Origin of the sequence: Paraburkholderia sp. RL17-368-BIF-A (assembly GCF_046054045.1) — a bacterium.
GTDB classification, from domain to species: Bacteria; Pseudomonadota; Gammaproteobacteria; order Burkholderiales; family Burkholderiaceae; genus Paraburkholderia; species Paraburkholderia graminis.
Genome location: NZ_JARESN010000009.1, coordinates 112,183 through 135,965 on the forward strand (window position 1 = coordinate 112,183; position 23,783 = coordinate 135,965).

A 23,783-nucleotide genomic window follows, 5' to 3' on the forward strand; every position below is an offset into this window, starting at 1 on the left:
CCTCGTTGCACGAAATCGCCTCGCGGTATTTCAGGAGCCGCGTCGCGAATTCTTCCGCGAAAACAGCAAGCAGTTAATAAGGGAGACGATCATGACGAGCAAGCCCACGACACTCGCCACTCCGGCCACCCTGGCCGCCCCGGCTGATCCCGCCGATCCGAGCCGTCGCAAGGTGCTCGCGGCGCTTGCAGGGTCCATCGCATTGTCGGCTTGTGGAGGAGGCGGTGGAGGCGGCAACAATGGCGGCTCGGGCTCCGGCGGATCGCAGCCCGTCGGCACGATTCCGCCCGCCCGCGCGAATCTCCCGCGTCCCGCGCTACCCGATCCCGCTACCTCGGGCATCGACCATGTCGTGCTGGTGACGATGGAAAACCGTTCATTCGATCATCTGCTGGGCTGGGTCCCGAATGCGGAAACCGCGCAGACCGGTCGGAACTTCAAGGACGTGTTCGGCGAAACCCACACGTCGTTCGCGCTTGCCACGAACCCCGCGTATGGCTTCCAGGCGTGCTCGTTCGCGGACCCGAATCATTCATACGATGCCGGACGCGTTCATCTCGCCAATGGCGCAATGAACGGCTTCCTGCTCACGGCCGGTACAAGCCTCACGCGCGGCGACCTGCTTCCCATCGGCTATTTCCAGTCCGCGGATCTCGACTTCTATCGCGGCGCAGTCACGCAGTACACCGTGTGCGACTACTACATGAGCGGCATTCTCGCGGACACTTATCCAAACCGCGTGTATCTGCATAGCGGACAAACGGACCGCTTGTCCGACACGCTCGACACCTCGTCGTTGCCGACCATCTGGGACCGTCTCGACGCAAAGAACATTTCGTCGACGTACTACTTCCACGACGTGCCGTTCACCGCGCTTTACGGAACGCGGTACGTGGGCCGCTCAAAGCTCTTCTCCGACTTTCTCTCCGACGCAGCCGCAGGTACTTTGCCCTCGTTCTGCATGGTCGATCCGAGCTTTGGCGGTGAAGCGCAGGGTACGTCGAACGACGATCATCCGCATGCCGACGTGCGCAACGGCCAGGTGCTGCTCGGCCAGATCTACGACGCGTTACGCACGAGCCCGAACTGGAGCAGAACGCTGATGATCCTCGTGTACGACGAGTGGGGCGGCTTCATGGAGCATGTGGCGCCGCCCGTGAAGCCGGTGTCGAGTGCAGAGGCTTCGCTCGGCAACGACGGAAGGCTCGGCTTTCGCGTGCCCTGCATGCTGTTCGGGCCGCGAGTGCGCGCCAATTATGTGTCGCGCTATCCGTTCGATCCGAGTTCGATTCACCAGTTACTCGCATGGCGTTTCGGCCTCGATCCACTCGGTGTGCGCGCAAGCGATTCGGCGACATTCAATATGGCCTACGCGCTCGACTTTACCGATCCCGCGCGCACGGACGCGCCGGCCATCGCGGTGGCACAAGGCACGTTCGGCTCGGCATGCTCGAATTTGTCGACGGCGGGCGCGGGCGCGAGCGGCATTGCGCAACTGGACAAGAGCCAGCTCGTGCCGAATACGGCCATGAGTGCGCCAGGCGGCCGTTTCGCCGAGTTGCGCACGAAGGCGGACGCGCTCGGCTTCCCTGCGCCGAGATAATGGTTGCGATTGAGAAGATCTGTTAGCCCTGAGTCGCGCGGCGTCAGAACAACTGCTTTTGACCAGACGTGAGCCGTGTAAAGTCGTCGCGCAACAGCGGCAAGATTGCATCCGCAACGGGTTGCAATTGACGCGTGAGATAGTGTTCGTAGTCGATCGCGGAACGCAGCGTTTCGAGCGGCTCGGGGCCGGCAATCGTCATCACATAGCTGATCCAGCCGCCGTTCTGATATTGCAGCGGACGCCCTTGCCGGCGATTGAATTCGTCGGCCACGCGCGCGGCGCGCACGTGCGGCGGCACGTTGCGTTCGTAGTCGCCGAGCGGTCTGCGCAGACGCTTGCGATAGACGAGCTGATCGTCCAGCTTGCCGGCGAGCGTATCGCGCACATAGTCGCGCACGTAATCCTGATACGGCTGCTGCGTGAAGATGCGTCTATAGAGTTCCTGCTGGAACTGCTGCGCGAGCGGAGTCCAGTCGGTGCGAACCGTTTCGAGTCCTTTATAGACGATCTCTTCGCTGCCATCCGCCGATACGGTGAGACCGGCATAACGTTTCTTGCTGCCTTCTTCCGCGCCGCGAATGGTCGGCATGAAGAAGCGCCGGTAATGCCGCTCGAATTGCAATTCGAGTGCGCTGTCGAGTCCGAAGCGCTGTTGTAAATCCTGCCGCCACCACGCGTTGATATGCTCGACGAGCGCGCGTCCGATGCGGCCCGCTTCTTCTTCGTTGTGCGCGTGCCGCAGCCAGACGAAGGTCGAATCCGTGTCGCCGTAAATGACTTCATAACCTTCGGCCTGAATCAGTTCGCGCGTGCGGTGCATGATTTCGTGGCCGCGCATCGTTATCGACGACGCAAGACGCGGGTCGAAGAAGCGGCAGCCGGTCGAGCCGAGCACGCCGTAAAACGCATTCATGATGATCTTCAGCGCCTGCGAAAGCGGCTTGTTCTGCTCGCGTTTCGCGGTTTCTCGGCCTTGCCATACCTGACTGACAATCGACGGCAGACAATGACGCGTGCGTGAAAAACGCGCGCCGAGAAAGCCGGGTACGGACTGATCGTCACCGGGATTCAGCATGCCTTCGACGAGCCCGACAGGGTCGATCAGAAATGTGCGAATGATCGACGGATACAGGCTCTTGTAGTCGAGCACCAGCACTGAATCGTATAAGCCCGGGCGCGAGTCCATCACGAAACCGCCGGGACTCGCGGCGCCCGCCACGTCGCCGATATTGGGCGCGACGTAGCCTTGCCGATGCATTCGCGGCATATACAAATGCGTGAACGCAGCGACGGAACCGCCGCTGCGATCCGCGGGCAGCCCGGTCACAGTGGCGCGCTCCAGCAGAAACGGCAGCAGTTCCGTCTTCGCGAAGATACGCGTGACGAGCTCGCAATCCTTCAGGTTATACCGGGCGAGTGCGGGCTTGTCCTCGTCGAAGCGGCGCTGGATTTCGTCCATGCGCTGATACGGATTGTCGATGGATTTGCCTTCGCCCAGTACCATTTGCGACACATGCTCGAGGCTGAACGAGGGAAAGCTCCAGGTGGCCGAACGCAGCGCCTCGATGCCGTCGATAATCAGGCGCCCCGCAGCGCCCGCAAAATAGTGATTCTGCTTCAGGCCGTGTTCGCGCCACTCCATCACCGCGCCGCCGCGGCCGAGTCTCAAAGGCACGCGGTATTGCTCGGCATGCTGCTGCAGCACACGCAAATCGAATTGCACGAGATTCCATCCGATGATCGCATCGGGATCATGCCGCTCTATCCATGTGTTGAGCTTTTCAAGCAACTGGGCGCGCGTTTCGCAGTATTCGAGGTCGAAGTCGAGTTGGCCCGCATCGCCATTCGGCGGTCCTAGCATGTACACCTGGCGCTGACCGCAGCCTTCCAATGCAATCGAATAGAGTTCGGCATGCACACTCGTTTCGATATCGAGCGACACGAGTTTCAATGAAGGACGATAGTCCGCGGCCGGCTTCAATTCGCCATTGACGAGCGTACCGTCGCTTTGCTGTTCGCCGCCGAACCACACTGGCGCAGTGATGAAACGCTCCATCATGTAGCGCTCGGGCGGAAAGATGTCGGCTTCATAGACATCCACGCCGCCTTGCTTCAAGCGTTTTTCCTGGCCGGTCAACTGTCGATATTGCGGGCAGTAAAGTCCCATTACCGTCCGGTGATGGAAGTCGCGCAGTTCCAGCGGACGCAGATCGAGAGGCGCCTCGCGGCGCAAGATGGATTCGACGCGCTCGCGCTGTTCCGCGGGCACGAATGCCACGGACGTTTGATGGCGCAAACGCACGTGACGAGGCCCGCCGTCGGTTGCCAGCCAGAAATCGACTTCGGTGCCGGCGGGCGCGTCCCGCCAATGCCGCGTCAAAATGAAACCCTGCTCGAGCTTTGTCAAACTCACCACCCTGGATCTTGCGAAAGGCGTGTTGTCGCCTGATGCAATTCTACCGTCGCGCGCAAGCCGCAGCGCGTGATGCCAATGGCACCGTGTCTGCAGCCGCGCGACGTAGCCGGTATGATGAGTTGGCAGCGCTTCTCTCGGCGCGATCCTGCGCCGGTCAGTCTTCTAAAAAAACGGAGTAAATGAAATGACTTTGGGCAAACTTCTGGTAGCCGCTGCGGTTGCCGCAGCGAGTTTCGGCGCGCATGCGCAAGTTGCCGGCACGCAACCGCTCGGCGTGACTATCGAACAATCGAATGCGCTGCTGAGCGGCTGGAGCGTGAAGAAAAGTATTCTCGGCAAGGCCGTGTACAACGATCAGAATGAGAAGATCGGTTCGATCCGCGATCTGGTGGTGGCGCCGGATGGTTCTCTTTCCGCAGCGATTGTCGCCGCGGGCGGCTTTCTCGGCGTTGCGTCGCATGATGTAGCGGTGCCTATTGCGGCACTCGACGTTCGCTCGGGCAACTTCTATCTGCCGGGCGCCACGAAGGCAGCGTTGAAGGCAACGCCCGAGTTTCAGTACAGCAAGGTGCAGGCGCCGCCGAAGCCGAAGAAGCTGTCGACGCAGTGATGTTAAAGCGGCTTGCGGGCAGGCCGATTAATAGGCCGGCCCGCAACTGCTTTACGCCTCCAGGGCGAGCGTGGCGAACGTCCCGAGCCAATGCTCGCCCATGTAGTCTCCGGCCACATGAGGCAGCGCACTTTGCAAGTGACGCTCGGCTGCATCGAGCAATGCCGTGCGTCGTATGTCGCCTGCCGGCAGCGCGCGAGCCAGCGAGCGCTGGCACCAGGCGCGGCTCAGATTGAGACCGTCGAGATGCGCGATCTTGCCGTCGGTGCGGTCCGTTACCGTAACCGGTTCGAATAACGTAGCCGGCTTTTTTGCGCCGAGGTCGGGCAGAAAGCGCCCAAACCAGTCGACGAATTGCGCGGACGGCAACACACGCCGCATCAATTCCGCTTCCATCAGCGAGGGCGAGAGGAATTCGTCGCCGGCGGGCTCCCATGCCTGGCACCCTACGTCGTGCAAAAACCAGCGCTCCGCGGTGTTGACAATCAACGCCTCCAGCGAGCCGCGCGAAGTTTGCCGCGCGAAATCCAGCGTGAGCGCAAGCGCGAATGCCATGTTGAAATGCGTGCCGACGCGCAGCGGATAAGTGGCTTTCGGCAGAAACGTCTCGAAACGTTCGACGAAGATCTCGGTAAGCGGCGCGAAAGTCTTCGACCAGCGCGCGGCATGCGAGAGCTTTGACGAATGCAATTGCGCGCTGAGCGCGAGCAACCAAGCCCAGCCATAAGGCCGCTCGAAGCCCAGGTTATGCGGCAACTCGAGATAAGCGCGTTCCCCGGCTACGTTCGCCGCCGTCAAATGCTCGTCCACCACGGCGACGATACGTTCTGCTTCCGGCAAATCCGGGAAGCGCTCGATAAGATGAAGAACCAGCCAGTAGCCATGCACGCACGAATGCCAGTCGTAGCTGCCGTAAAAAATCGGGTGCAATGCACGGGGGCTTTGTACGTCTTGCGGACCGGCCAGCGAATGCGTGAGTTTGTTTGGGTATTCGCGTGTTAAATGAGCGAGCGCGAGATTGGCGAATTTCGACGCGGATTCGCGAGTGAGCAGGGCGGTCATCGGCGGTTCCTCGAGGCGGAATAAGAACAGGCCATTAGTATCGTATTCGCAGCCGACAATAGCAAAGCGGCGAGCGCGGTTCTCCGCTGGATGCATGCTGGATATTCTAGTCGCAGCAGCGGGAATGCCGCGATGTCGGCGTTTGCGGCCGCGAACGGCGCGCAATTGCAGCTAAAGCTGCGGCGATGGGTTTTGAAAATGCCTGGAGGTGAGCGCAAGCGGACACGGCGTCCAAGCCGCGTTTCTTTCCAGTTCTTTACACCGTTATGGCCGCCTTTATGCGCGTGCTAACGTCGCGCTCCGCTACAAGCAATGCGTCTTTGCACTGACGACACGAAGAAACACGAAGATGGAGCAGTTCTTTATGCGGCGTGCCAGCGCCGTCAATTTCCTGCTGGCGCGCCGACGCCTATGCCTCGACAAGATTGCGTCCGCAACGGACGTTGACCTGGATCAGCAGCGCGAAGCCGAATTGATCGAGCGTCTGGTACTCGACGTTCGCGCGGGGCGGCTCAGTACATTCGAATTGAAACAGGCGAAAGCCGTTGCAGTGATCGTCACCGATTGAGGCTTCGGCTTATTGGCGGCGTTAGAAGCGATAGCCGGAGTTCTCCGCCGCTATCGCCTTCTCTTTTCTTACTGGCTGCGCACTGCGCTATAAAGAGGCAATACCCGCTCCTCGAGCATTGCAATCGCCTGAACCGCGAGTTGCGACAGCGTGTGCTTGCTGCTCGTTGCAATGGCGAGCCGGCTGAACAGAGTTGGCTCGGTAATGCGGATCACGCGAAAGCGCCGCTTGAGCGCGTCGCTCACGGTTGCGTTGAGCGGCAGCACCGCATAGCCGATGCCCTCGCTGACCAGATCGAGAATCGACGACACGGCGTCCACTTCGAGTTCGATATTGAGTCTCACGCCTTGTTCGGCCGCAACCGATTCGAGCATGCGCCGGATTGCATGCATGCGGCCCGGAATGACGAGCGGATAGCGTGGAATGTCGCGCAGTGCGATGGTTTTAACCGTCTCGCGCGCGGCCTTTGCAACTGGTTTGCCGTCATCCGCACCGATCAGAAAGAGTTCCTCGGTAAAGACAGTGCGCTTGTCGATTAGCGGTGTGTCGAACGTGTCGTAGAGAACCGCGGCGTCCACTCGGCCCATCATCAACCATTCGATCAGATAGGTCGACAGTCCCTCGGCAACCGAAATAGTCGCGCCCGGAAACGACGTACGAAAACTGCGCACGAGTTCATGGGTGGCGACTTTCGCGAAGCTCGGCGTGATGCCGATGCAAAAGTGCCCGCCGACGGTGCCGCGCAATTCGTCGAGATCCTGTGACGCGCGCTGCACTTGCGAAAGTATCCCTTTGGAATGAGCCAGCATTCGCTGACCCGCCGGCGTGAGCGTGACGCCGCGGCCATTGCGTTCGAGCAGCGTGTGACGCAATTCGACTTCGAGTTGCCGCACGAGCCTGCTGAGTGCCGGCTGATTGGTGTCGAGCGTAATGGCAGCGCGCGTAAAGCTGCCGAGTTCGGCGACGTGCACAAACGCTTCCAGCTGCTTGAGGTCCATGATGAGAGCTATGTGAAAAACACATATCAGCTAGTTTGGTATAGCGATTGTATCGAGCCGCGCGTGCCGCCACAATCCGCTTACTCCAGCTTACATACGCAGCCGCACACAGCCCCGCACCCAGCCGCCGCACTCGGCCGCGCCGCGGCCACCAGAACCAGATAGAGACGAAGCACATATGAAATCCTGCTTGCCGCCCGATCCCCATCCTGTCCGTCCCGCGCAGCGACTGCCCGCCGGCGCCTGCGACGCGCATTGTCATGTCTTTGGTCCCGCCGACGTTTTTCCGTATGCGCCCGATCGCAGCTACACGCCGCCCGACGCGCCTTTCGAGCAACTCGTCGCGCTGCACGATTTTCTCGGCGTGAGCCGCGGCGTGATCGTGCAGGCGAGTTGTCATGGCACCGACAACACCGCGATGCTCGACGCGATTGCCCGAAGTGACGGCCGTTATCGCGGCGTCGCGATCGTCGACGGCGATGTGACCGATGCGCAACTTGCCGACCTCGACGCGCGCGGTGTGCGAGGCGTGCGCTTTAACTTCGTCGCGCATCTTGGCGGCGCGCCGGATCTCGATGTGTTCGACCGCGTACTCGAACGCATCGAGCAACTTGGCTGGCATGTCGTGTTGCATCTGGACGCGCAGGACATTCTGCAATACGCGGAGCGGATCGCGCGCATCAACGTCCCGTTCGTGATCGATCACATGGGCCGCGTGCGTGCCGAAGCGGGACTCGATCAGCAGCCCTTTCGCCAACTACTCGATCTCATGCGCAATCCGCTCGCATGGGTCAAAGTATGCGGTTCCGAGCGCGTTTCGGCAGGCTACCGGCCGTTCGACGATGCGATTCCATTCGCGCAAGCACTCATCGACGCCGCGCCGGACCGGGTACTGTGGGGCACCGATTGGCCGCATCCGAACATCAGCAAGGACATGCCGAACGATGGCGAACTGGTCGACCTGCTGTTCCGTTTCTGCCCCGACGAGGCATTGCGCGAAAAGCTGCTGGTGACGAATCCCGCGCGGCTTTACGGCTTTCGCTCATAACAGTTGACGCTGTACCGGTATCGAGAACTGCCGCATCAGATGGCAGCTCTGTGGAAAGCGACCTGTATATATATCGGCTTTCCGCTCACTATTCCCGATGGAGACAAAGATGATCAGCACTAATGCCCGCGTTATTCGACCCGGAGCAGCTTCATGAGCGAGAGCGCCGTCATGACCTCGTCCGCGTCCGGCGCAAGGAAGCCGTTCTATCGCACGCTTTACTTTCATGTGTTCGTCGCGATCGTTATTGGCGTGCTGCTTGGGCATTTCGCGCCGTCGCTTGCCGTGAAGATGAAACCGCTTGGCGACGCGTTCATCAAGCTGATCAAGATGGTGATCGGGCCGATTATCTTCTGCACCGTTGTGACCGGCATTGCCGGAATGGGCGACATGAAGAAGGTCGGGCGAGTAGGCGGCAAGGCGCTGCTCTACTTCGAAATCGTGTCGACGCTCTCGCTCGTGGTCGGGCTCGTGGCAGGACATGTCTTTCGTCCTGGCAGCGGCTTTAATCTGAATCCGGCCACCATCGATACGAAAGCTCTCGCCGGTTATACGACTGCGGCGCATCAGCAGAATACAATCGAGTTCCTGATGCACATTATTCCCGACACCGTCACAGGCGCTTTTGCGTCGGGAAATGTACTGCAAATCCTGCTGATTTCCGTGCTGTTCGGTGCTGCGCTTGCCGCCACGGGAGAGCGCGGGCGCCCGCTCATCGCAATGATCGACTATTTCGCGCATACCTTTTTCGGCATCGTGCACATCATCATGAAAGTGGCCGCGATCGGCGCTTTTGGCTCGATTGCGTTCACGATCGGCACGTACGGGATCGGCGCGGTCGTGCCTTTGCTGAAACTGATCGGCGCCTTCTATGCGACGCTGTTCGTATTCGTGATCGTGGTGCTCGGCGCGATTTCGCGGCTACTCGGTTTCAGCATTCTGCGCTTCATGAGTTATATCCGCGAAGAGGTCCTGATTGTGCTGGGCACGAGTTCTTCCGAGGCCGCGCTGCCGCAGATGCTCGAAAAACTCGAGCGTCTTGGCTGCTCCAAATCGGTTGTCGGACTCGTCATTCCGGCCGGCTATTCATTCAATCTCGACGGCACTAACATCTATCTGACGATGGCCGTGCTTTTTATCGCGCAGGCATTCAACATCGAGCTCAGCCTCATGCAGCAATTGACGCTGGTCGGCGTGGCGATGCTGACGTCGAAAGGAGCGAGCGGCGTGGCTGGCGCCGCATTCGTGATGCTGACTTCGACGTTACTGGTTTTCCCGCTCATTCCAGTGTCCGGCATGGTGCTGATTCTCGGCATTCACCGTTTCATGGGTACAGGTCTCGCGATTGTGAACACGATCGGCAACGGCGTCGCGACGCTCGTCGTCTCCGCGTGGGAACACGAGCTCGATCGATCGAAGCTCAATGCAGGCATGTCGCGCCGACGCACGGATTAAGCGCGGGAATTAACGGGCTAGCCGCCGAATACATTGCAGTGTCCTGATGACTGCGAGCGCATTCGCGCACGCAGCAGGGGACGCTTGCATTCAAAAAAATAGAAACTGGTCTGGAGACGTGATTCATGTGGACAAAAACAAATGCCATGCGCCGCATGCTGCACGTGAACGCTGCGTGCATTGCGACGGCTCTTTCGATGGCGGCGAGCGGCACCGCGCACGCCGATTCTTCACAAGCCGCGGCGGGCGCGGCGTCCGTGTCTTCATCGTCGGTGCAGATTTACGGCCTGATCGGCATGTACGTCGACAGTTCCAAACTCAGCACGACACGCTCGAGTACGGTGCAGATGGGCGGCGGCGGAATGACGACATCGTTTTGGGGCATTCGCGGCCGCGAGGACATTGGCGGCGGCAACGCGGTGATCTTCAGCCTCGAAAGTTTTTTCCGGCCGAATACCGGGCAGATGGGACGCAATACGACTGACGGGCTATTTTCACGCAACGCCTATGTGGGACTTACCGGCGCATACGGCACGTTCAAGTTTGGCGAGCAAACCAACCCGACGTATATCAACCAGCAACTCGTCAATCCGTTCGGTTCTTCCGTTGTCTTTTCGCCGTTGATCGTGCAGTCGTACACGGCGAGCTATAGCAACACGGTGATTGGCGATACGGTCTGGCAAAACGCAATCGAGTACGTTTCGCCAAATTATGGTGGGCTCACGGGCACCGCGATTTATAGCGTAAGCAGCACGACGGGGCACCAGGGGCGCGACAATATCGGCCTGCATTTGACCTACGCAAAAGGACCGCTCACGGCGGTGTTTTCCGCGCAACGCGTACGCACTGCGGCGGTTGCGCCGTCAAGCGGTCAGTACCTTTATCTCGCGGGAGCCGCGTATGACGCGAGGTTCATGAAGGTCTACGGCGCCGCGCAAATGACCAGCAATAACAATGTGGAGACCGGCTCGCACACTTATGAACTGGGCGTTTCGGTGCCGCTCACGCCGTCGAATGTGATACTCGCCGAGTGGGCGCGCACCAAACACAGTGCGCCGCTGAATCACAGCAACGTGCGCAACACGGCGAGCCTTGCTTACGAGTACATTCTGTCGAAACGCACGTTCGTCTATACCGTCTATTCATACGACAAACTCACTGCGAATCCGTCAGGCAGCACATATGGCGTGGGAATGCAGCACACCTTCTAGGTGCGATGAAACAGTCCGCCTTATGCGCTGCTGCCTGGTTCCGCGCGCCGTGCAGTGTTGCACGAGAACAGACGCGCGAACAGGCCCCGCGACGTTTGCGGCGCTTCGGCGACTTCCATTGCGTTACGCCACCAACGCTCGCCACGATGCGGCGCTGTGAGGTCGAGCCGCTCGCCCATGCGTGGTGTGGAAAGCGCGACGCCGCGCGCAGCGGCGAGACCCAGCACGCGCTCGAACGGGTCGTACCACCGGTGCATCGCGAGATCGAACGTGCCGTTGTGAATCGGCACAAGCCAGCGGCCGCGCAAGTCGACGTGCGCCTGTACCGTCTCTTCCGGCTGCATGTGGACGTACGGCCATTGCGCGTCGTACGCGCCGGTTTCGACGAGCGTGATGTCGAACGGACCGAGGCGTTCGCCAATGGTCCTGAAGCCGTCGAAGTAGCCGGTGTCGCCGCTAAAGAACACGCGCAAATCGTTATCGACGATAACCCACGACGCCCACAGCGTGCTGTTGCCGTCGAACAGACTGCGCCCCGAGAAATGCTGGCCAGGCGTTGCGGTGAATGCAATCCCGTCGATCTCCAAGCTTTGCCACCAGTCCAGTTGACGCACCTTGCCCGCGTCGATACCCCATTCGATAAGCCGGTCGCCGACGCCGAGCGGCGTGACAAAGAGCTTTGTCGTAGCGGCAAGCGCGAGCACTGTTTCGTGGTCCAGATGATCGTAGTGGTCGTGCGAAAGAATCACGCCGGCAAGCGGCGGCAGATCTTCGAGCGCAATAGGCGGCGCATGAAAACGTTTGGGACCGAAGCGCCGAAATGGTGAAGCGCGTTCTGCGAACACCGGATCGGTCAACCAGAACTCGCCGCGCAACTTGAGCAGCACGGTCGAATGTCCGAGCCGGTAAAGGCTTCTATCCGGCGCCGCATCGAGATCCTCGCGCGTCAATCTGTCGACCGGCAAGGTGGCCAGCGGCACCGTGCCCGACGGCTTGTTGAGCAGCACATTCCACGCAATGCGCAAGGTCTTGCCGAATCCTTCGACAGGACGCGGCTTCACGTTGCGAAAGCGCTCGCCGTCATGCTGCGCCGACAGCGCGGACAACTCGCGTCCGCGCCTCGCGGCAGCGAAACCCAAAGTCCGGCTGATGGAGTCGAGGAGCGATGTCATGTGTGGCGTCCCGAGTTGGAAAGTAGACTGAGCAGTGTACTTTATAATCTCGAAAAGTAAACTGCACAGTGTAAAATTTCCGGATGGACCCCACAGTCACTCACCAACGCCTCACCGACCGCAAGCGTGTCGCCGTCATTAACGCGGCAATCGAGGAATTTCTGGCGGCCGGTTTCGACGCCACCAGCATGGATCGCATCGCCGCGCGCGCGAATGTATCGAAGCGCACGGTCTATAACCATTTCCCCAGCAAGGAAGCGCTCTTCGCCGAAATACTGCGGCAGTTGTGGGACGCGAGTCACGCCGGCGAGACACTTGCTTATCGGGCGAACGTCCCGTTGCGCGAGCAACTAATCGAACTTTTAATGCGCAAGCTGCGGCTTATCAACGACGAAGCGTTCCTCTCGCTCGCGCGCGTTGCGATCGCCGCGGGCATTCATTCGCCGGAGCGCGCGCGCGATATGGTCGCGCGTCTCGGCGAACGCGAGGAAGACCTGACCGTGTGGATACGCGCGGCCGCGGCCGACCAGCGTCTGCGAATTGCAGACCCTGTGTTTGCCTCGCATCAGTTGCAAGGGCTCGTCAAGGCGTTTGCGTTCTGGCCGCAAGTGACGATGGGCCAGCCGCCGCTCAGCGAGACCAAGCAGCAGACAATCGCCGAATCCGCGGCGGATATGTTTCTCGCGCGCTACGCGTAAGCGGCGAGCGTTTTATCGCGCAACAACGCATTCAACTGCCGCGCGATTAAACAGGTTCTTCCGGCACGTCGAACAGACTGTCATCCACATTCACTTCAAGCGCACAGTCGTTCTGGTTTGGGGACGAGCTTTTCAATTCCGCAAAACGCGTCTGTACAGTCGCTTTGAGCCGCTCCTGAATCGTCCTGCGCTTGATGGTGTCCATCGCCGCATACCGGTTTATCTGCGCCTGAGAAAACCGGAGCGTCGCGGCGCAACGCGTATCGAGCGATGTATCGCCGTGCGATTGCAGAACCCACGCCAACTGCATGTAAAACGTGGCGCCTTCATCGTAGGTAAAGACACTCGGCGATTTCGGCGATTCAAAGGCGCTCGCGAGCGCCAATTCGATTTCCTCGATCCGCTGCTGTCGGTCCGTTTCGCGCATGACTGACCTCGCATAGTGTGGGTTCGTAGGGCGGCGTCGTCAAAGCGGGCGCAACTCATGCGTGCGTTCCGATTATGCGTTGCCGTCCTTACTCTGCAATGCGAACTCGCAAACATCGAACCATGTACGCGAGGATGCAGTGGACTGCGCGTTCGCGGACGCAATAACCGACGCGAGCGCACGCCGCATACGGGTTGCGCTTTTTACACAGGATTGCAACTTGTACAGGGACAGAAGGCGGTCGCATATTGCGAAGCCGTGTCGCGTCGGCATGTCGATCATGCGTCCTGTTTCAAGGCGCTTTGTGAGGCAATCAATCGCCGGCGTCCGCACGATTTGTCGAAGCGATCGCGCGTTCGCCGACGGCGAGAAGCGCGATGCCCGACGCTCACGACCCGTGAGGAGAGGATGATGGAACGAGTTCTAGGCAAGGCAATGGTCGCGGTATTGATCGCGGCGCTGGCAGGCGGCACATTCGGGTGCAAACGCTCCGGCTCGAACGATACGGCGGGAACGGCCGGCATGAGCGGGCCGGCTGCCACGAGCAATAGCGTCGCGCCGCCGATGGGAGGCGCATCCGCGGCGAGCCAGTAAGCTTGCAAAGCCGGCGTTTGGTTCGCGTCATCGCGCGGCAAACGGCGAGTACATGGAGCGGCTCCGCGCCATCGCCACGCACGAAGGAATGACATGCGCGCAATGGTGTTCGACGGAAGCGCTGCGGTGCTGCATGAGCGCGACATGTCCGATCCGCAACCGGCGGCTGGCCAGTTGCTGATCGGCGTTCACGCGTGCGGCGTGTGCCGAACGGATTTGCATGTCGTCGACGGAGAACTCGCGCATCCGAAGCGGCCCATCATTCCCGGACATGAGATCGTGGGAACAGTGGCCGCATTGGGCAACGACGTCGCCGGGTTTCAGGTGGGCGATCGCGTTGGCGTGCCGTGGATCGGCCACACCTGTGGCCACTGCCGCTATTGCACGAGCGGCCGCGAAAATTTGTGCGACGCGCCGGGCTTTACGGGCTATACGATCGACGGCGGATACGCGGAGCGCACGGTCGCCGATGCCCGCTATTGCCTGCATCTACCCGAGCGCTATTCCGATCTCGAAGCAGCACCGCTGCTATGCGCCGGCCTGATCGGCTATCGCACACTGAGCATGGCAGGCGATGCGCGCGCAATCGGCATCTACGGGTTCGGCGCGGCCGCGCATATCGTCGCGCAGGTGGCGCTGCACCAGGGCCGCACGGTGTTCGCGCTGACGCGTCCGGGCGATACCGCCGCGCAGCAGTTCGCGTTGCGGCTCGGGGTGCACTGGGCCGGCGGCAGCGACGAGACGCCGCCCGAACAACTCGACGCGGCGCTCATCTTCGCGTCGGCCGGGCCACTCGTGCCTGCTGCATTGAGGGCCGTGACGAAGGGCGGCGTTGTCGTGTGCGGCGGCATTCATATGAGCGACATTCCGTCGTTCCCCTACGATCTGTTGTGGGGTGAACGGCGCGTGTGTTCGGTTGCCAACCTCACGCGCGCCGACGGTCATGCCTTCATGCAACTCGCGGCGCGAATGCCGTTGCAAATCGAAACCACGCCTTATGCGCTCGCGGATGCAAACCGGGCCCTCGACGATCTGCGCGACGGCAGACTAAGCGGTGCGGCGGTGTTGCGCATGCGGTGATTGCGGAACCCGTTATCGACCCGGCGACGCGCGTCGATGCTTGCCGCGCGCGGGATCTTTTGCACCCAGCATTTCCTTATCGTGAGCCAATGCCGCGCGCAGACGCGGCACGATGAAATCGATAAAACTACGCGTTTTCAGCGGCAATTTTCCTTGTCCCGCATGCATGACGCTCACCGGTATCGGCTCGGGCTCGAACTCGCGCAGCACCAGTTTCAGTTTTCCTTCACTGACCGCGCTTGCTGCCTGATACGACAGCACGTTTGTCAAACCGACACCGGCGATGGCCGCATCGATCGCCGCTTCAACGGTATTGACCGACAGCCGTGCACGAACCGGCACCGTCTGCTGCGGGGCCTGGTGTCCGCCAAATTCCCACACGTAACTCGAAGGCAACGCATCCGAAACGATGCATGAGAAGCGCGCCAGATCGGCAGGCGTTTGCGGCTCGCCGGCTTGCGCAAGGTACTGCGGACTTGCGCACACGACGCGGCCCACGGTGCCCACCTGCGTCGCGACCATGCTGCTATCGGGCAGCTTGCCGATGCGCAGCGCGACGTCGATATGCTCGTCCAGCAGATGCAGGTTGCGATCCGCGAGCACGAGCCGCACGGTTATCTCCGCAAACGCTGCGAGAAAGTCGCTGACGACGGGCAGCATATGCAACCGCCCGAAGACGACAGGCGCTGTCACCACGAGTTCTCCGCGCGGCGCGCTGTACTCGCCCGCGGCGGCGCTTTCCGCCTCGCTCACCTGCTCGAGAATCTGCTTGCAGGCCGCGAGATAGGCGACGCCCGCGTCGGTGAGCGTGAGCTTGCGTGTCGATCGAACGAGAAGACGCGCGTTGAGATGCGCCTCCAGTTCCGCGACTTTGCGGCTTACCGTGGGCAGCGGCATGCGTAGCTTGCGGCTGGCAGCGGAGAAGCTGCCGCTTTCCGCCGCGGCCACCAGAATCGACATTGCTTCAAGACGGTCCATGAACGCGCATGCTCATCGAGTTGAATCGATGCAAAATACCGGATTGCCGCGAGTTCTGGAAGAGCTGCAACACGATTGCGTGGAGCGCAAGTGCACTGTGCCCCGCAAATGGACGCGAGCGCTACAATCGTCATCACATATAGCGCGATAAAGGAGACACAGCATGACAACGCTTCAGCCGATCAGCCGCTACCCCGTGCCCGATCCCAGCGAATGGCCCGACGACATCCGTGCGCGCATTCTCGAAGTGCAGCAGAAAGCCGGTTTCGTGCCGAATGTATTTCTGACGCTCGCGCATCGGCCGGATGAGTTTCGCGCGTTCTTTGCGTACCACGACGCGTTAATGCTGAAGGAAGGCGGCCTCACCAAAGGCGAGCGCGAAATGATCGTGGTGGCCACGAGCGCGGTGAACAATTGCCTGTATTGCGTGGTCGCGCATGGCGCGATCGTGCGCATCTACGAAAAGGCGCCCTTGCTCGCGGACCAGCTTGCCGTCAATCATCGCAAGGCGGACATTACCGCGCGGCAAAACGCCATGCTCGACTTTGCATTGAAGGTGTGCCGCGAATCGGGCAGCGTCGATGAAGCCGACTTCGAGCTCCTGCGCGAACACGGCTTCTCCGACGAAGACATCTGGGATATTGCTGCGATCACGGCATTTTTCGGCTTGTCGAATCGCATGGCCAATGTCATTTCGATGCGTCCCAACGACGAGTTCTATTTGATGGGCCGCGTGCCGAAAGCCGCATCGGATACTGCTTCAAAATAGGCTTATTCTGCGCTATGCCGTTTATGCGCTCGCCGGTTCGGAACGGAGGGCGGGCGTGGGCAGCGCGGTATCGTCAATGGGAAAGTGCAGCAACGCGGCGATAAGTCCGCTCGCCACCGTTGCTTGCCACAGCAGCGAATACGAGCCGGTTAGATCGAATACGACGCCGCCTAGCCACGCGCCGAGAAACGAACCGATCTGATGGCTCAGAAAGCACACGCCGAACAGGCTGCCAAGATGCCGCGTGCCGAATACTTTCGCGACGAGTCCGCTCGTCAGCGGAACCGTACCGAGCCATGTGAGGCCCATTACGGCTGCGAATAGCACCACCGTCACCGCGCTTTTCGGCAGCAGGAAGAATGCGCCGATCGTCGCGCTGCGAATCAGATAGAGCCAGCCAAGCACGTAATGCTGCCGGAAGCGGCCACCAAGCCAGCCACAACCCCAACTGCCGACCATATTGAACAGACCGATCAGCGCGAGCGCGGTTGCGCCGAGTCCGATCGGCATATGGCACAGCGACAGATAGCCAGGCAAGTGTGTGGCGATGAATGCGAGCTGGAATCCGCAGGTAAAGAAGCCGAGCGTGAGCAGCCGGTAGCCGCGATGTCGCGCGGCTTGTGCGAGCGTATCGCGTAACGGCGCAGCGGGAGGTTCGTGCCGCGGCGCTCCTACAGGCGCGCGACGGTCCAATACGATGCCGAGCGGGGCGACCATCAGCATCACGAAAGCGAGCACGAAGAGCGACGTGGCGATACCCGCATGGAGCCTGATTCCTTGCACGAGAGGAACCATCAATACTTGCCCGACGGAGCCGCCTGCGCTGACAAGACCCATTGCCATGCTGCGCTTTTCAGGCGACGCAACGCGGCCGACCGCAGGCAGCACGACACCGAACGTGGTGCAACTCACGCCGATGCCGACCAGCAGACCCATGCCGACGATCAACAACGGGCCGCTCGGCGTGGCTGCCGCGAGTCCCAGGCCCGCTGCAAAAGTCGTCGCGCCGAATGCGACCACCGGCGCGGAGCCGTAGCGATCCGCGGCTGCGCCCGCGAACGGTTGCGCGAAACCCCACACGAGATTGTGCAGTGCGATCGCGAATGCGATCAGCGTGACGGGCAAGCCTCGATCGAACGAAAAAGGCCCGATGAAGAGCCCGAAGGTTTGCCGGATGCCCATTGCCGCGCTGAGAACAAGCGCGGCGGCGAGAATGACGAGCGTCGTGTGATTGAACGCGGGCGTGAAGCGTCTGCTGCTGGTGGTCGACATGTTCTGATCTCCTTTGACACAATGGTCGCAGCGAGTATCAGAAGCGGCAAAAGAAAAGTTTTTGACGACAGGTGAATATGGCTCACGTGTGCAATGCGGCGTGCGCGTGCAATGCTTGCAATAAGCGTCGACGGAATCAGAACGACGTGCCGATCTGAAACTGGAACTTCTGATACTTGTCGGTCGCGTGTTTGACGACCGGAAAGCCGAGCGACAATTTCAGCGGGCCAATTGGCGAAATCCATTCGAGTCCCGCGCCATAGCTGTAGCGCAAGCCGTTTGCGCCGGTACTATTGCCTTCGCTGCCCCACACATTGCCGGCGTCGACGAAGGTGAAAACGCGCAGTGTTCTGTCCCATCCGGTGCCGGGCAGCGGGAACGTCATTTCGACGTTGGCCACGACCATTCGCGAGCCGCCAATCGGGTCGCCCGTGGTTTTGTCGGTCGGCCCGAGCGAGCCGGATTCGTAGCCGCGCACCGAGCCAATGCCGCCTGCGTAGTAGTTCTTGAAGATCGGATAGGCCTTGCCGGCAAACCCATTACCGTAGCCCCCTTGAAGATTGAGGCCGAGAATGAAGCCGCGCGAGAACGAGTAGTAGTACTGCGCCTGAAGGTCGGTCTTGTAGTACTCGGTGCCGCCCGCCGGCGTGCCGACTTCGCTATTGGCCTGCACGAAGTAACCGCGGCTCGGCACCAGTGCGCTGTCGCGATTGTCGCGCGCCCAGCCTGCTGTAATGGGCACGTTGTTGACCACATTGCCGAACTCGGCCACATAGTCTTTATAGCTTTGCGGCGTCGATGAATCCGTGCTCAGCCGGTTCTGCTCGAGTCCGAGGCCGAAATAGACGGTGTCCGCCTCGGAGAACGGAATGCCGAACTTCAGATCCGCGCCCACGGTGATGATGCGAAAACTCGTATCAGTGTAGTAATAGAGCGGATAGGTGGTGCGGTAGTAGACGTCGGTAATACGCTTGATGCCGTCCACGGTGAAGTACGGGTCCGTTTGTGTAAGCGAAAGCGTGCGGTACGTCTTCGCCGTATTCACGTTCACCGCGAGGCTCGTGCCGGAACCGAACACATTGTCCTGCGAAATGCCGGCTGAAAGTACCACCTTGTCGGTGGACGAAAAGCCCGCTCCCAGCGTAATCGCGCCGGTCGGCTTCTCGTTGACTTTGACATCCACGTCGACCTGATCCGGCGATCCCTCCACCGGCACGGTGGTCACGTCGACATCGGTGAAATAGCCGAGACGATTCACACGGTCCTTCGACAACATCAGGCGGTTCGAGTCGAACCACGAACTTTCGAGCTGACGCATTTCGCGGCGCACTACTTCGTCGCGCGTGCGGGTGTTGCCGGTCACGTTGATATGGCGCACATAGACACGGCGGCTCGGGTCCACTTGCAGCGTCAGGTCGACCGTACGGTGTTGCTGATCGATCTTCGGCAATGCATTCACGGTGGCGAACGCGTAGCCGTATTCGCCGAGCTTGTCGACCACGGCCTTCGTCGCGGCCTGCAGCTTTTCCGCGGAAAAGCGCTCGCCGGCCTTGATGTTCACGAGTTTCGCCAACTCGCTCTCGCGGTCGAGCAGGTTGCCCGCCAGCTTGATAGAAGAAATGGTGTACGGCTCGCCTTCGTGAAGCGTGACCGTCAGATACATATCCTTCTTGTCCGGCGAAAGCGATACCTGCGTCGATTCGATGTTGAACTCCAGATAGCCGCGATTCAGGTAGTACGAGCGCACATGTTCCAGGTCGCCGGTGAGCTTGTCTTTCGCATACAGATCGTTTTTCGTGTACCACGAGAACCAGTTCGGCGTGGACAACTGCATTTCGTCGCGCAACGTGTCCGTGCTGAATACGCTGTTGCCGATGAAATTGATCTGCCTGATCTTTGCACTCGGACCTTCGGCCACGGAGAAAAGAATCGCCACACGGTTACGGTCGATTGGCGTGATCGTCGTCGTCACTTCCGCGGCGTAATAGCCGCGCGTCAGGTACTGGCGCTTCAATTCCTGCTCCGCCTTGTCGACGAGCGCCTTGTCGTAAGAGCGGCCTTGCGACAAACCGACGGCGCGCAGCGCCTTCGTCAGGTTTTCCTTGTCGAACTCGTGAATGCCCGCGAAGTCGATTGTGCCGACGGCGGGGCGTTCCTGAACGTGCACGGTGACGACATTGCCTTCGGTGGAGATACGCACGTCGTTGAAAAAGCCGGTGGCATAGAGCGCGCGAATCGATTCGGAAGCCTTATCGTCCGTAAAGGGCTCTCCCTGTTTGATCGGCAGATAGGCGAAGAGGGTGCCCACTTCGATGCGTTGCAGACCTTCTATCCTGATGTCCTGCACGACGAACGGTTCGGCGGAATGCGCGGGGCTGCTTGCCAGCGTGATGCCGGCGAATGAAAGCGCGCCTGCCAGCCGGCTCGTTAAAGCTTGAAAGTTCATCTTGGGTTATCGATCCTGATGCAGCGCGCGCGAGCGCAGATGAGAACGCTCGAAGGCAAACGGCGCATTCGAAACGGCGGTATTGGGCTCTGGAAAGCGCGAAGTATAGGGACGTGTGCGGCGGCTATCGTTACCGGAAACTTTCCGCGCCTTATGGTCGTGCGGTGTCCAATCTATCGACGAGGCGGTGCGCGGGGGCTGTCAGCGTTGTGCGCGGAAATAATGCGTTACAGAGGCGAAGAAAGCGTAGGGCGCGTGTAACCCAACGGCGCATGGGCGCTGCTATTGTGAAATCGGCGATTGCGCTACCGGCGTAACGCGATTTGGAGGGCGGGTCATGATGGAGTTCTTTTCACCGGCGGTTCTTGCAGCGATCTTGCGCGTCAGTTCGACGCCGATCTTTTCGTTGCGCCTTGCTACAGCGTCGCTGCTCGTGCGCCGCGACGTGCCGCGCTCTGCGGTCGATGCGATCGATGCGGTCGATGCGGTCGCTATGGTCGATCCGGTCGATGCGCGCGAGCGCGGCAACCCCGCGCGAGAGGATGCGATTCGTGGCTGACATTTCGACTTTCATGCTGGATTCGATCACCGGCATGCAATTGACGGCGGACGGCCAGTACCTGCTGATTCACGGCAATCAGCCCACGGCCGCGCTGCATCGTTCGGTACTCAACGATCTTCTGGTGGCGCTGCCCAATGCCATAGAGCATGCGGATCGCGTGGCTCACGACGGTCAGGAGAGAGGTTTCGCACTGCATTGTCAGGGTTGGGAAGTTGGCCGGCTGGAAGGCATGGGCATGGTGGTGATCCGCTTTCGCCTATCGGCGAATGCGGGCCTGTCGTTTTCGTTGCCCGCCGAGCAGATTCCTCATCTGCTGCATGCGCTCGGCGGCGTGGTGGCTGCAAACGAGGCTCGCGCGAGCGATGCGACGCTGCAATAGCCGCATTCCATTCGTGAATACGCTGCCGGCGTCGGCGTGCTTTCTTTTCGCATTGCTGCGTCCTTCATTCTTTCCTTTCGTTACCTCTTTTGAAACTACGCAGTGTATTTCAGCGCATTCGCTTAAGGCGGCTCGTTTCTCTGATGCTGTGTACTGCGGGCTATGCGCCGCTTGCCGGTCACGCGCAATTGAGCGGCGCGGCTGCGCAAGCCGAATCTGTCGACGGCGTATGGGGCCTGCGGCTCGCGCCGCAGTTGACCGAGCAGCCTATGCGCGCGGGAGATCAGCCATTCGTATCGGCGATTGCCGATTCCGTCACGGCCACAGCCGACACGGACATGTCGCTCAAGGGACACGCGCAGTTGCGGCGCGGCGTGTCCATCGTGAAGGGCGACGCATTGCATTACGACGTGGATACGGATAAGGCCGATGCCTATGGCAACGTACAACTCGTTCAGAATGGCAACGTGTTCGACGGCCCGGACGCGCACGTTTACCTGGCAGCGAATGAAGGCTATATCAGCGTGCCCAAATACCGGTTCCATCTCACTGGAGGTTGGGGCAGTGCACGGCGCGTCGATCTTCTGGATAAGGAGCGCTCGGTCGTGCATCACGGCACGTACAGCGCGTGTCAATGCGAGTCGGACCCGGCCTGGTACGTGAAGGCATCGGAGTTCGACATGGATACCGGCATAGACGAGGGCATCGCGCATAACGGCGTGCTGTTCTTTCAGGGCGTGCCGCTGCTTGCGAGTCCGTGGCTCTCGTTTCCACTGTCGGGCGCGCGGCGCAGCGGCCTGTTGCCGCCGACTTTCTCGATGAGTTCCACTAATGGCATCGACGTCGCGCTGCCGTATTACTTCAACCTTGCACCGAACTACGATCTCACGCTGACGCCACGCATCATGACGCGCAGAGGCGCGATGCTGACAGCCGATTACCGTTATTTGCGGCCCAACGATTCCGGTTCGATTTCAGTTGCCTGGCTGCCGCACGATGCAATAACCAACACGGAGCGCTATTCGATTGCGTTGAAAGAGAACTGGGATTTCGGCTCGGGATTCGGCGCATACGCCAATTACAACCGCGTCTCCGACTCCACGGTCGTGACCGATCTCGCGTCGGGCATTGCCTTTCCGACCGGCTCGACCACGCTGTATCAGCAGGAAGCGGGGCTCACCTATTCGAATGGACCGTGGACCGTATTGGCGCGCGAGCAGCGCTGGCAATCTTTTTCCAGCGACTCCACTTACAACCGCGAGCCGCAAGTCAATGTTCGCTACGCGCGCTACAACGTGGGCGGTTTCGATTTTGGCGCCGAAGCAGATGCGACGCGCTTCACCATCTCGTCGTCGGATATGACGCAAGGCAATCGCTTCGTTTTCAATCCGTATGTGAGCTATCCGATCGAGCGTCCGGGCTGGTTCATTACACCGAAGCTGGCGTGGCATTTCGCTGCGTATGATCTGACGTCGATCGGCTCCGACGTGCCCGCGGGCGAGCCCAAATCGTTCAGCGTGAACGTGCCGACGTTCAGCCTCGATTCCGGCATGCGTTTCGAGCGAAGCGTGCGGCTGTTCGGGCAATCGTACATACAGACGCTCGAACCGCGCCTCTTCTATGTGTACACGCCTTATCGCAATCAGTCGTATGTGCCGCTATTCGACACGGCCGCCGCGGATTTCGGACTCGCCGAATTGTTCATGGAGAACAGCTTTGTCGGTAATGACAGGGTGTCCGATGCGAATCGCGCGACGGCGGCATTAACCACGCGCTTCATCGACCCCTCAAGCGGAGATGAGCGCGCGCGCTTTGTTCTCGCGCAGCAATATGACTTTCGCACGCCGCGCGTGACGTTGCAGTCCACCGACAATATCAGCACGGTGGCGCGGACCGGCATTATTCTCGGCGCCTCATACAAGGTGGGGTCCAATCTCAGCGCGGAGCAGGCTGTCGAGTACAGTCAGGCCAATCATTACCTCACGCATGCGGAGGCCGGATTTGGCTGGGCGCCTGGCGCGCACGAGGTGTTGAATATGGCGTACCGCTACACGCGAGCCAATAGTACGCTCGACTATCAGCCGGTCAATCAGTTCATTGTCTCCGGGCAATGGCCGCTTGCGCGCAATGTCGTCAGCGTTGCGCGTGTCAATTACGACATGAGTGCGCATCGGCTGATTGCCGGCTTGCTTGGGATTCAATACGACGCTAACTGCTGGTCCCTCGGTGTCGCATTCGAAAAGTACACCAATGCGACGAGTTCGGCCACATCGCCGAGTACTGGAACCCGCATGCTGATGCAGCTTCAGTTGAAGGGCTTTTCGCAGGTCGATAACGGTTTGCTCAATCAGTTTCGCGCCAACGTGCCCGGCTATACGCCCGCGTCGACGGTGGAAGAACCGGTGTCGCGCTTCAGCGATTATCAATAGCGT

At 60.4% G+C, this 23,783-nt stretch carries 20 protein-coding genes and 1 pseudogene; 13 read left to right on the plus strand and 8 right to left on the minus strand.

From position 1 onward, the window contains the following. Window positions 1-91: 91 nt before the first annotated feature. A complete protein-coding gene (locus tag P0D87_RS17460; RefSeq protein WP_053860127.1) occupies window positions 92-1,603 on the plus strand; it encodes an alkaline phosphatase family protein in 1,512 nt (503 codons plus the stop codon). A 43-nt stretch (window positions 1,604-1,646) separates the two neighbouring features. On the opposite strand, the gene P0D87_RS17465 is transcribed toward P0D87_RS17460, so the two are convergent. Then, complete coding sequence (locus P0D87_RS17465) at window positions 1,647-4,013, minus strand: DNA polymerase II (protein ID WP_408636981.1); 2,367 nt, start codon at window positions 4,011-4,013, stop codon at window positions 1,647-1,649. Between the two features lie 193 nt (window positions 4,014-4,206). Here P0D87_RS17465 and P0D87_RS17470 point away from each other — a divergent pair, with 193 nt between their 5' ends. After that, on the plus strand, window positions 4,207-4,632 hold the full coding sequence (locus P0D87_RS17470) for a PRC-barrel domain-containing protein (protein ID WP_171800026.1): 426 nt from the start codon (window positions 4,207-4,209) through the stop codon (window positions 4,630-4,632). 51 nt (window positions 4,633-4,683) lie between these two features. Here P0D87_RS17470 and P0D87_RS17475 read toward each other — a convergent pair whose 3' ends face one another. After that, window positions 4,684-5,694, minus strand: coding sequence for a DUF2891 domain-containing protein (locus tag P0D87_RS17475; RefSeq protein WP_006049855.1), 1,011 nt, complete (start codon window positions 5,692-5,694; stop codon window positions 4,684-4,686). A gap of 349 nt (window positions 5,695-6,043) precedes the next feature. On the opposite strand from P0D87_RS17475, the gene P0D87_RS17480 reads away from it, so the two are divergent. After that, window positions 6,044-6,262, plus strand: a complete 219-nt coding sequence (locus P0D87_RS17480; protein ID WP_232292281.1) for a hypothetical protein — start codon at window positions 6,044-6,046, stop codon at window positions 6,260-6,262. 68 nt (window positions 6,263-6,330) lie between these two features. Here the strand turns inward: P0D87_RS17480 and P0D87_RS17485 are convergent, their stop codons facing one another. Beyond that, a complete protein-coding gene (locus tag P0D87_RS17485) occupies window positions 6,331-7,260 on the minus strand; it encodes a LysR family transcriptional regulator (RefSeq protein ID WP_029970202.1) in 930 nt (309 codons plus the stop codon). 178 nt (window positions 7,261-7,438) lie between these two features. Here P0D87_RS17485 and P0D87_RS17490 point away from each other — a divergent pair, with 178 nt between their 5' ends. From P0D87_RS17490 to P0D87_RS17500, 3 genes are all read left to right on the plus strand, one after another. After that, on the plus strand, window positions 7,439-8,308 hold the full coding sequence (locus P0D87_RS17490; RefSeq protein WP_053860129.1) for an amidohydrolase family protein: 870 nt from the start codon (window positions 7,439-7,441) through the stop codon (window positions 8,306-8,308). 153 nt (window positions 8,309-8,461) lie between these two features. After that, window positions 8,462-9,763 (plus strand): dicarboxylate/amino acid:cation symporter, encoded by a 1,302-nt coding sequence (locus P0D87_RS17495; RefSeq protein ID WP_053860130.1) that lies wholly within the window; start codon window positions 8,462-8,464, stop codon window positions 9,761-9,763. 125 nt (window positions 9,764-9,888) lie between these two features. After that, the gene (locus tag P0D87_RS17500; RefSeq protein ID WP_149029238.1) at window positions 9,889-10,974 is read left to right on the plus strand and encodes a porin; all 1,086 of its coding nucleotides are present in this window, start codon (window positions 9,889-9,891) and stop codon (window positions 10,972-10,974) included. Between the two features lie 20 nt (window positions 10,975-10,994). Here the strand turns inward: P0D87_RS17500 and P0D87_RS17505 are convergent, their stop codons facing one another. Then, window positions 10,995-12,146 (minus strand): MBL fold metallo-hydrolase, encoded by a 1,152-nt coding sequence (locus P0D87_RS17505; protein WP_053860132.1) that lies wholly within the window; start codon window positions 12,144-12,146, stop codon window positions 10,995-10,997. An 83-nt stretch (window positions 12,147-12,229) separates the two neighbouring features. Between P0D87_RS17505 and P0D87_RS17510 the strand changes: the two genes are divergently transcribed. Then, on the plus strand, window positions 12,230-12,844 hold the full coding sequence (locus P0D87_RS17510) for a TetR/AcrR family transcriptional regulator (RefSeq protein WP_053860133.1): 615 nt from the start codon (window positions 12,230-12,232) through the stop codon (window positions 12,842-12,844). Window positions 12,845-12,890: 46 nt separating this feature from the next. On the opposite strand, the gene P0D87_RS17515 is transcribed toward P0D87_RS17510, so the two are convergent. Further along, entirely contained in the window at window positions 12,891-13,271 is a 381-nt protein-coding gene (locus P0D87_RS17515) for a DUF3022 domain-containing protein (protein ID WP_053860134.1), read from the minus strand. A gap of 411 nt (window positions 13,272-13,682) precedes the next feature. Here P0D87_RS17515 and P0D87_RS17520 point away from each other — a divergent pair, with 411 nt between their 5' ends. Both P0D87_RS17520 and P0D87_RS17525 read left to right on the plus strand, forming a co-directional pair. Continuing rightward, window positions 13,683-13,865, plus strand: coding sequence for a hypothetical protein (locus P0D87_RS17520; RefSeq protein ID WP_006049846.1), 183 nt, complete (start codon window positions 13,683-13,685; stop codon window positions 13,863-13,865). Between the two features lie 93 nt (window positions 13,866-13,958). After that, window positions 13,959-14,945: a zinc-dependent alcohol dehydrogenase family protein gene (locus P0D87_RS17525; protein WP_053860136.1), complete on the plus strand. Its 987-nt coding sequence runs from the start codon at window positions 13,959-13,961 to the stop codon at window positions 14,943-14,945. Window positions 14,946-14,957: 12 nt separating this feature from the next. Here the strand turns inward: P0D87_RS17525 and P0D87_RS17530 are convergent, their stop codons facing one another. Beyond that, on the minus strand, window positions 14,958-15,923 hold the full coding sequence (locus P0D87_RS17530) for a LysR family transcriptional regulator (protein WP_053860137.1): 966 nt from the start codon (window positions 15,921-15,923) through the stop codon (window positions 14,958-14,960). Window positions 15,924-16,086: 163 nt separating this feature from the next. On the opposite strand from P0D87_RS17530, the gene P0D87_RS17535 reads away from it, so the two are divergent. Next, window positions 16,087-16,692 carry a peroxidase-related enzyme gene (locus P0D87_RS17535; RefSeq protein ID WP_053860138.1) on the plus strand — a complete coding sequence of 202 codons (606 nt, stop codon included), beginning with the start codon at window positions 16,087-16,089 and terminating at the stop codon, window positions 16,690-16,692. A 21-nt stretch (window positions 16,693-16,713) separates the two neighbouring features. On the opposite strand, the gene P0D87_RS17540 is transcribed toward P0D87_RS17535, so the two are convergent. Together P0D87_RS17540 and bamA are read right to left on the minus strand one after the other, a co-directional pair. Next, window positions 16,714-17,964 carry an MFS transporter gene (locus tag P0D87_RS17540; RefSeq protein ID WP_053860139.1) on the minus strand — a complete coding sequence of 417 codons (1,251 nt, stop codon included), beginning with the start codon at window positions 17,962-17,964 and terminating at the stop codon, window positions 16,714-16,716. 136 nt (window positions 17,965-18,100) lie between these two features. Beyond that, window positions 18,101-20,335, minus strand: a pseudogene (gene bamA / locus P0D87_RS17545) (outer membrane protein assembly factor BamA); the annotation flags it as partial. A gap of 412 nt (window positions 20,336-20,747) precedes the next feature. Between bamA and P0D87_RS17550 the strand changes: the two are divergent. The 3 genes from P0D87_RS17550 (at window position 20,748) to P0D87_RS17560 (ending at window position 23,780) form a co-directional block, all read left to right on the plus strand. Beyond that, window positions 20,748-20,969 (plus strand): hypothetical protein, encoded by a 222-nt coding sequence (locus tag P0D87_RS17550; protein WP_053860140.1) that lies wholly within the window; start codon window positions 20,748-20,750, stop codon window positions 20,967-20,969. Then, the gene (locus P0D87_RS17555; RefSeq protein ID WP_053860828.1) at window positions 20,962-21,351 is read left to right on the plus strand and encodes a hypothetical protein; all 390 of its coding nucleotides are present in this window, start codon (window positions 20,962-20,964) and stop codon (window positions 21,349-21,351) included. The genes P0D87_RS17550 and P0D87_RS17555 overlap by 8 nt, the downstream gene beginning before the upstream one ends. A 143-nt stretch (window positions 21,352-21,494) precedes the next feature. Beyond that, a complete protein-coding gene (locus P0D87_RS17560) occupies window positions 21,495-23,780 on the plus strand; it encodes an LPS-assembly protein LptD (RefSeq protein WP_082367153.1) in 2,286 nt (761 codons plus the stop codon). Window positions 23,781-23,783 lie beyond the last annotated feature (3 nt).

What these genes read in the sequence shown, in the direction of transcription:
- P0D87_RS17460 (WP_053860127.1), top strand. Translation starts at nt 92, where the DNA reads ATGACGAGCAAGCCCACGACACTCGCCACTCCGGCCACCCTGGCCGCC.
- P0D87_RS17470 (WP_171800026.1), top strand. Translation starts at nt 4,207, where the DNA reads ATGACTTTGGGCAAACTTCTGGTAGCCGCTGCGGTTGCCGCAGCGAGT.
- P0D87_RS17475 (WP_006049855.1), bottom strand. Translation starts at nt 5,694, where the DNA reads ATGACCGCCCTGCTCACTCGCGAATCCGCGTCGAAATTCGCCAATCTC.
- P0D87_RS17480 (WP_232292281.1), top strand. Translation starts at nt 6,044, where the DNA reads ATGGAGCAGTTCTTTATGCGGCGTGCCAGCGCCGTCAATTTCCTGCTG.
- P0D87_RS17485 (WP_029970202.1), bottom strand. Translation starts at nt 7,260, where the DNA reads ATGGACCTCAAGCAGCTGGAAGCGTTTGTGCACGTCGCCGAACTCGGC.
- P0D87_RS17490 (WP_053860129.1), top strand. Translation starts at nt 7,439, where the DNA reads ATGAAATCCTGCTTGCCGCCCGATCCCCATCCTGTCCGTCCCGCGCAG.
- P0D87_RS17495 (WP_053860130.1), top strand. Translation starts at nt 8,462, where the DNA reads ATGAGCGAGAGCGCCGTCATGACCTCGTCCGCGTCCGGCGCAAGGAAG.
- P0D87_RS17500 (WP_149029238.1), top strand. Translation starts at nt 9,889, where the DNA reads ATGTGGACAAAAACAAATGCCATGCGCCGCATGCTGCACGTGAACGCT.
- P0D87_RS17505 (WP_053860132.1), bottom strand. Translation starts at nt 12,146, where the DNA reads ATGACATCGCTCCTCGACTCCATCAGCCGGACTTTGGGTTTCGCTGCC.
- P0D87_RS17510 (WP_053860133.1), top strand. Translation starts at nt 12,230, where the DNA reads ATGGACCCCACAGTCACTCACCAACGCCTCACCGACCGCAAGCGTGTC.
- P0D87_RS17515 (WP_053860134.1), bottom strand. Translation starts at nt 13,271, where the DNA reads ATGCGCGAAACGGACCGACAGCAGCGGATCGAGGAAATCGAATTGGCG.
- P0D87_RS17520 (WP_006049846.1), top strand. Translation starts at nt 13,683, where the DNA reads ATGGAACGAGTTCTAGGCAAGGCAATGGTCGCGGTATTGATCGCGGCG.
- P0D87_RS17525 (WP_053860136.1), top strand. Translation starts at nt 13,959, where the DNA reads ATGCGCGCAATGGTGTTCGACGGAAGCGCTGCGGTGCTGCATGAGCGC.
- P0D87_RS17530 (WP_053860137.1), bottom strand. Translation starts at nt 15,923, where the DNA reads ATGGACCGTCTTGAAGCAATGTCGATTCTGGTGGCCGCGGCGGAAAGC.
- P0D87_RS17535 (WP_053860138.1), top strand. Translation starts at nt 16,087, where the DNA reads ATGACAACGCTTCAGCCGATCAGCCGCTACCCCGTGCCCGATCCCAGC.
- P0D87_RS17540 (WP_053860139.1), bottom strand. Translation starts at nt 17,964, where the DNA reads ATGTCGACCACCAGCAGCAGACGCTTCACGCCCGCGTTCAATCACACG.
- P0D87_RS17550 (WP_053860140.1), top strand. Translation starts at nt 20,748, where the DNA reads ATGATGGAGTTCTTTTCACCGGCGGTTCTTGCAGCGATCTTGCGCGTC.
- P0D87_RS17560 (WP_082367153.1), top strand. Translation starts at nt 21,495, where the DNA reads ATGCTGTGTACTGCGGGCTATGCGCCGCTTGCCGGTCACGCGCAATTG.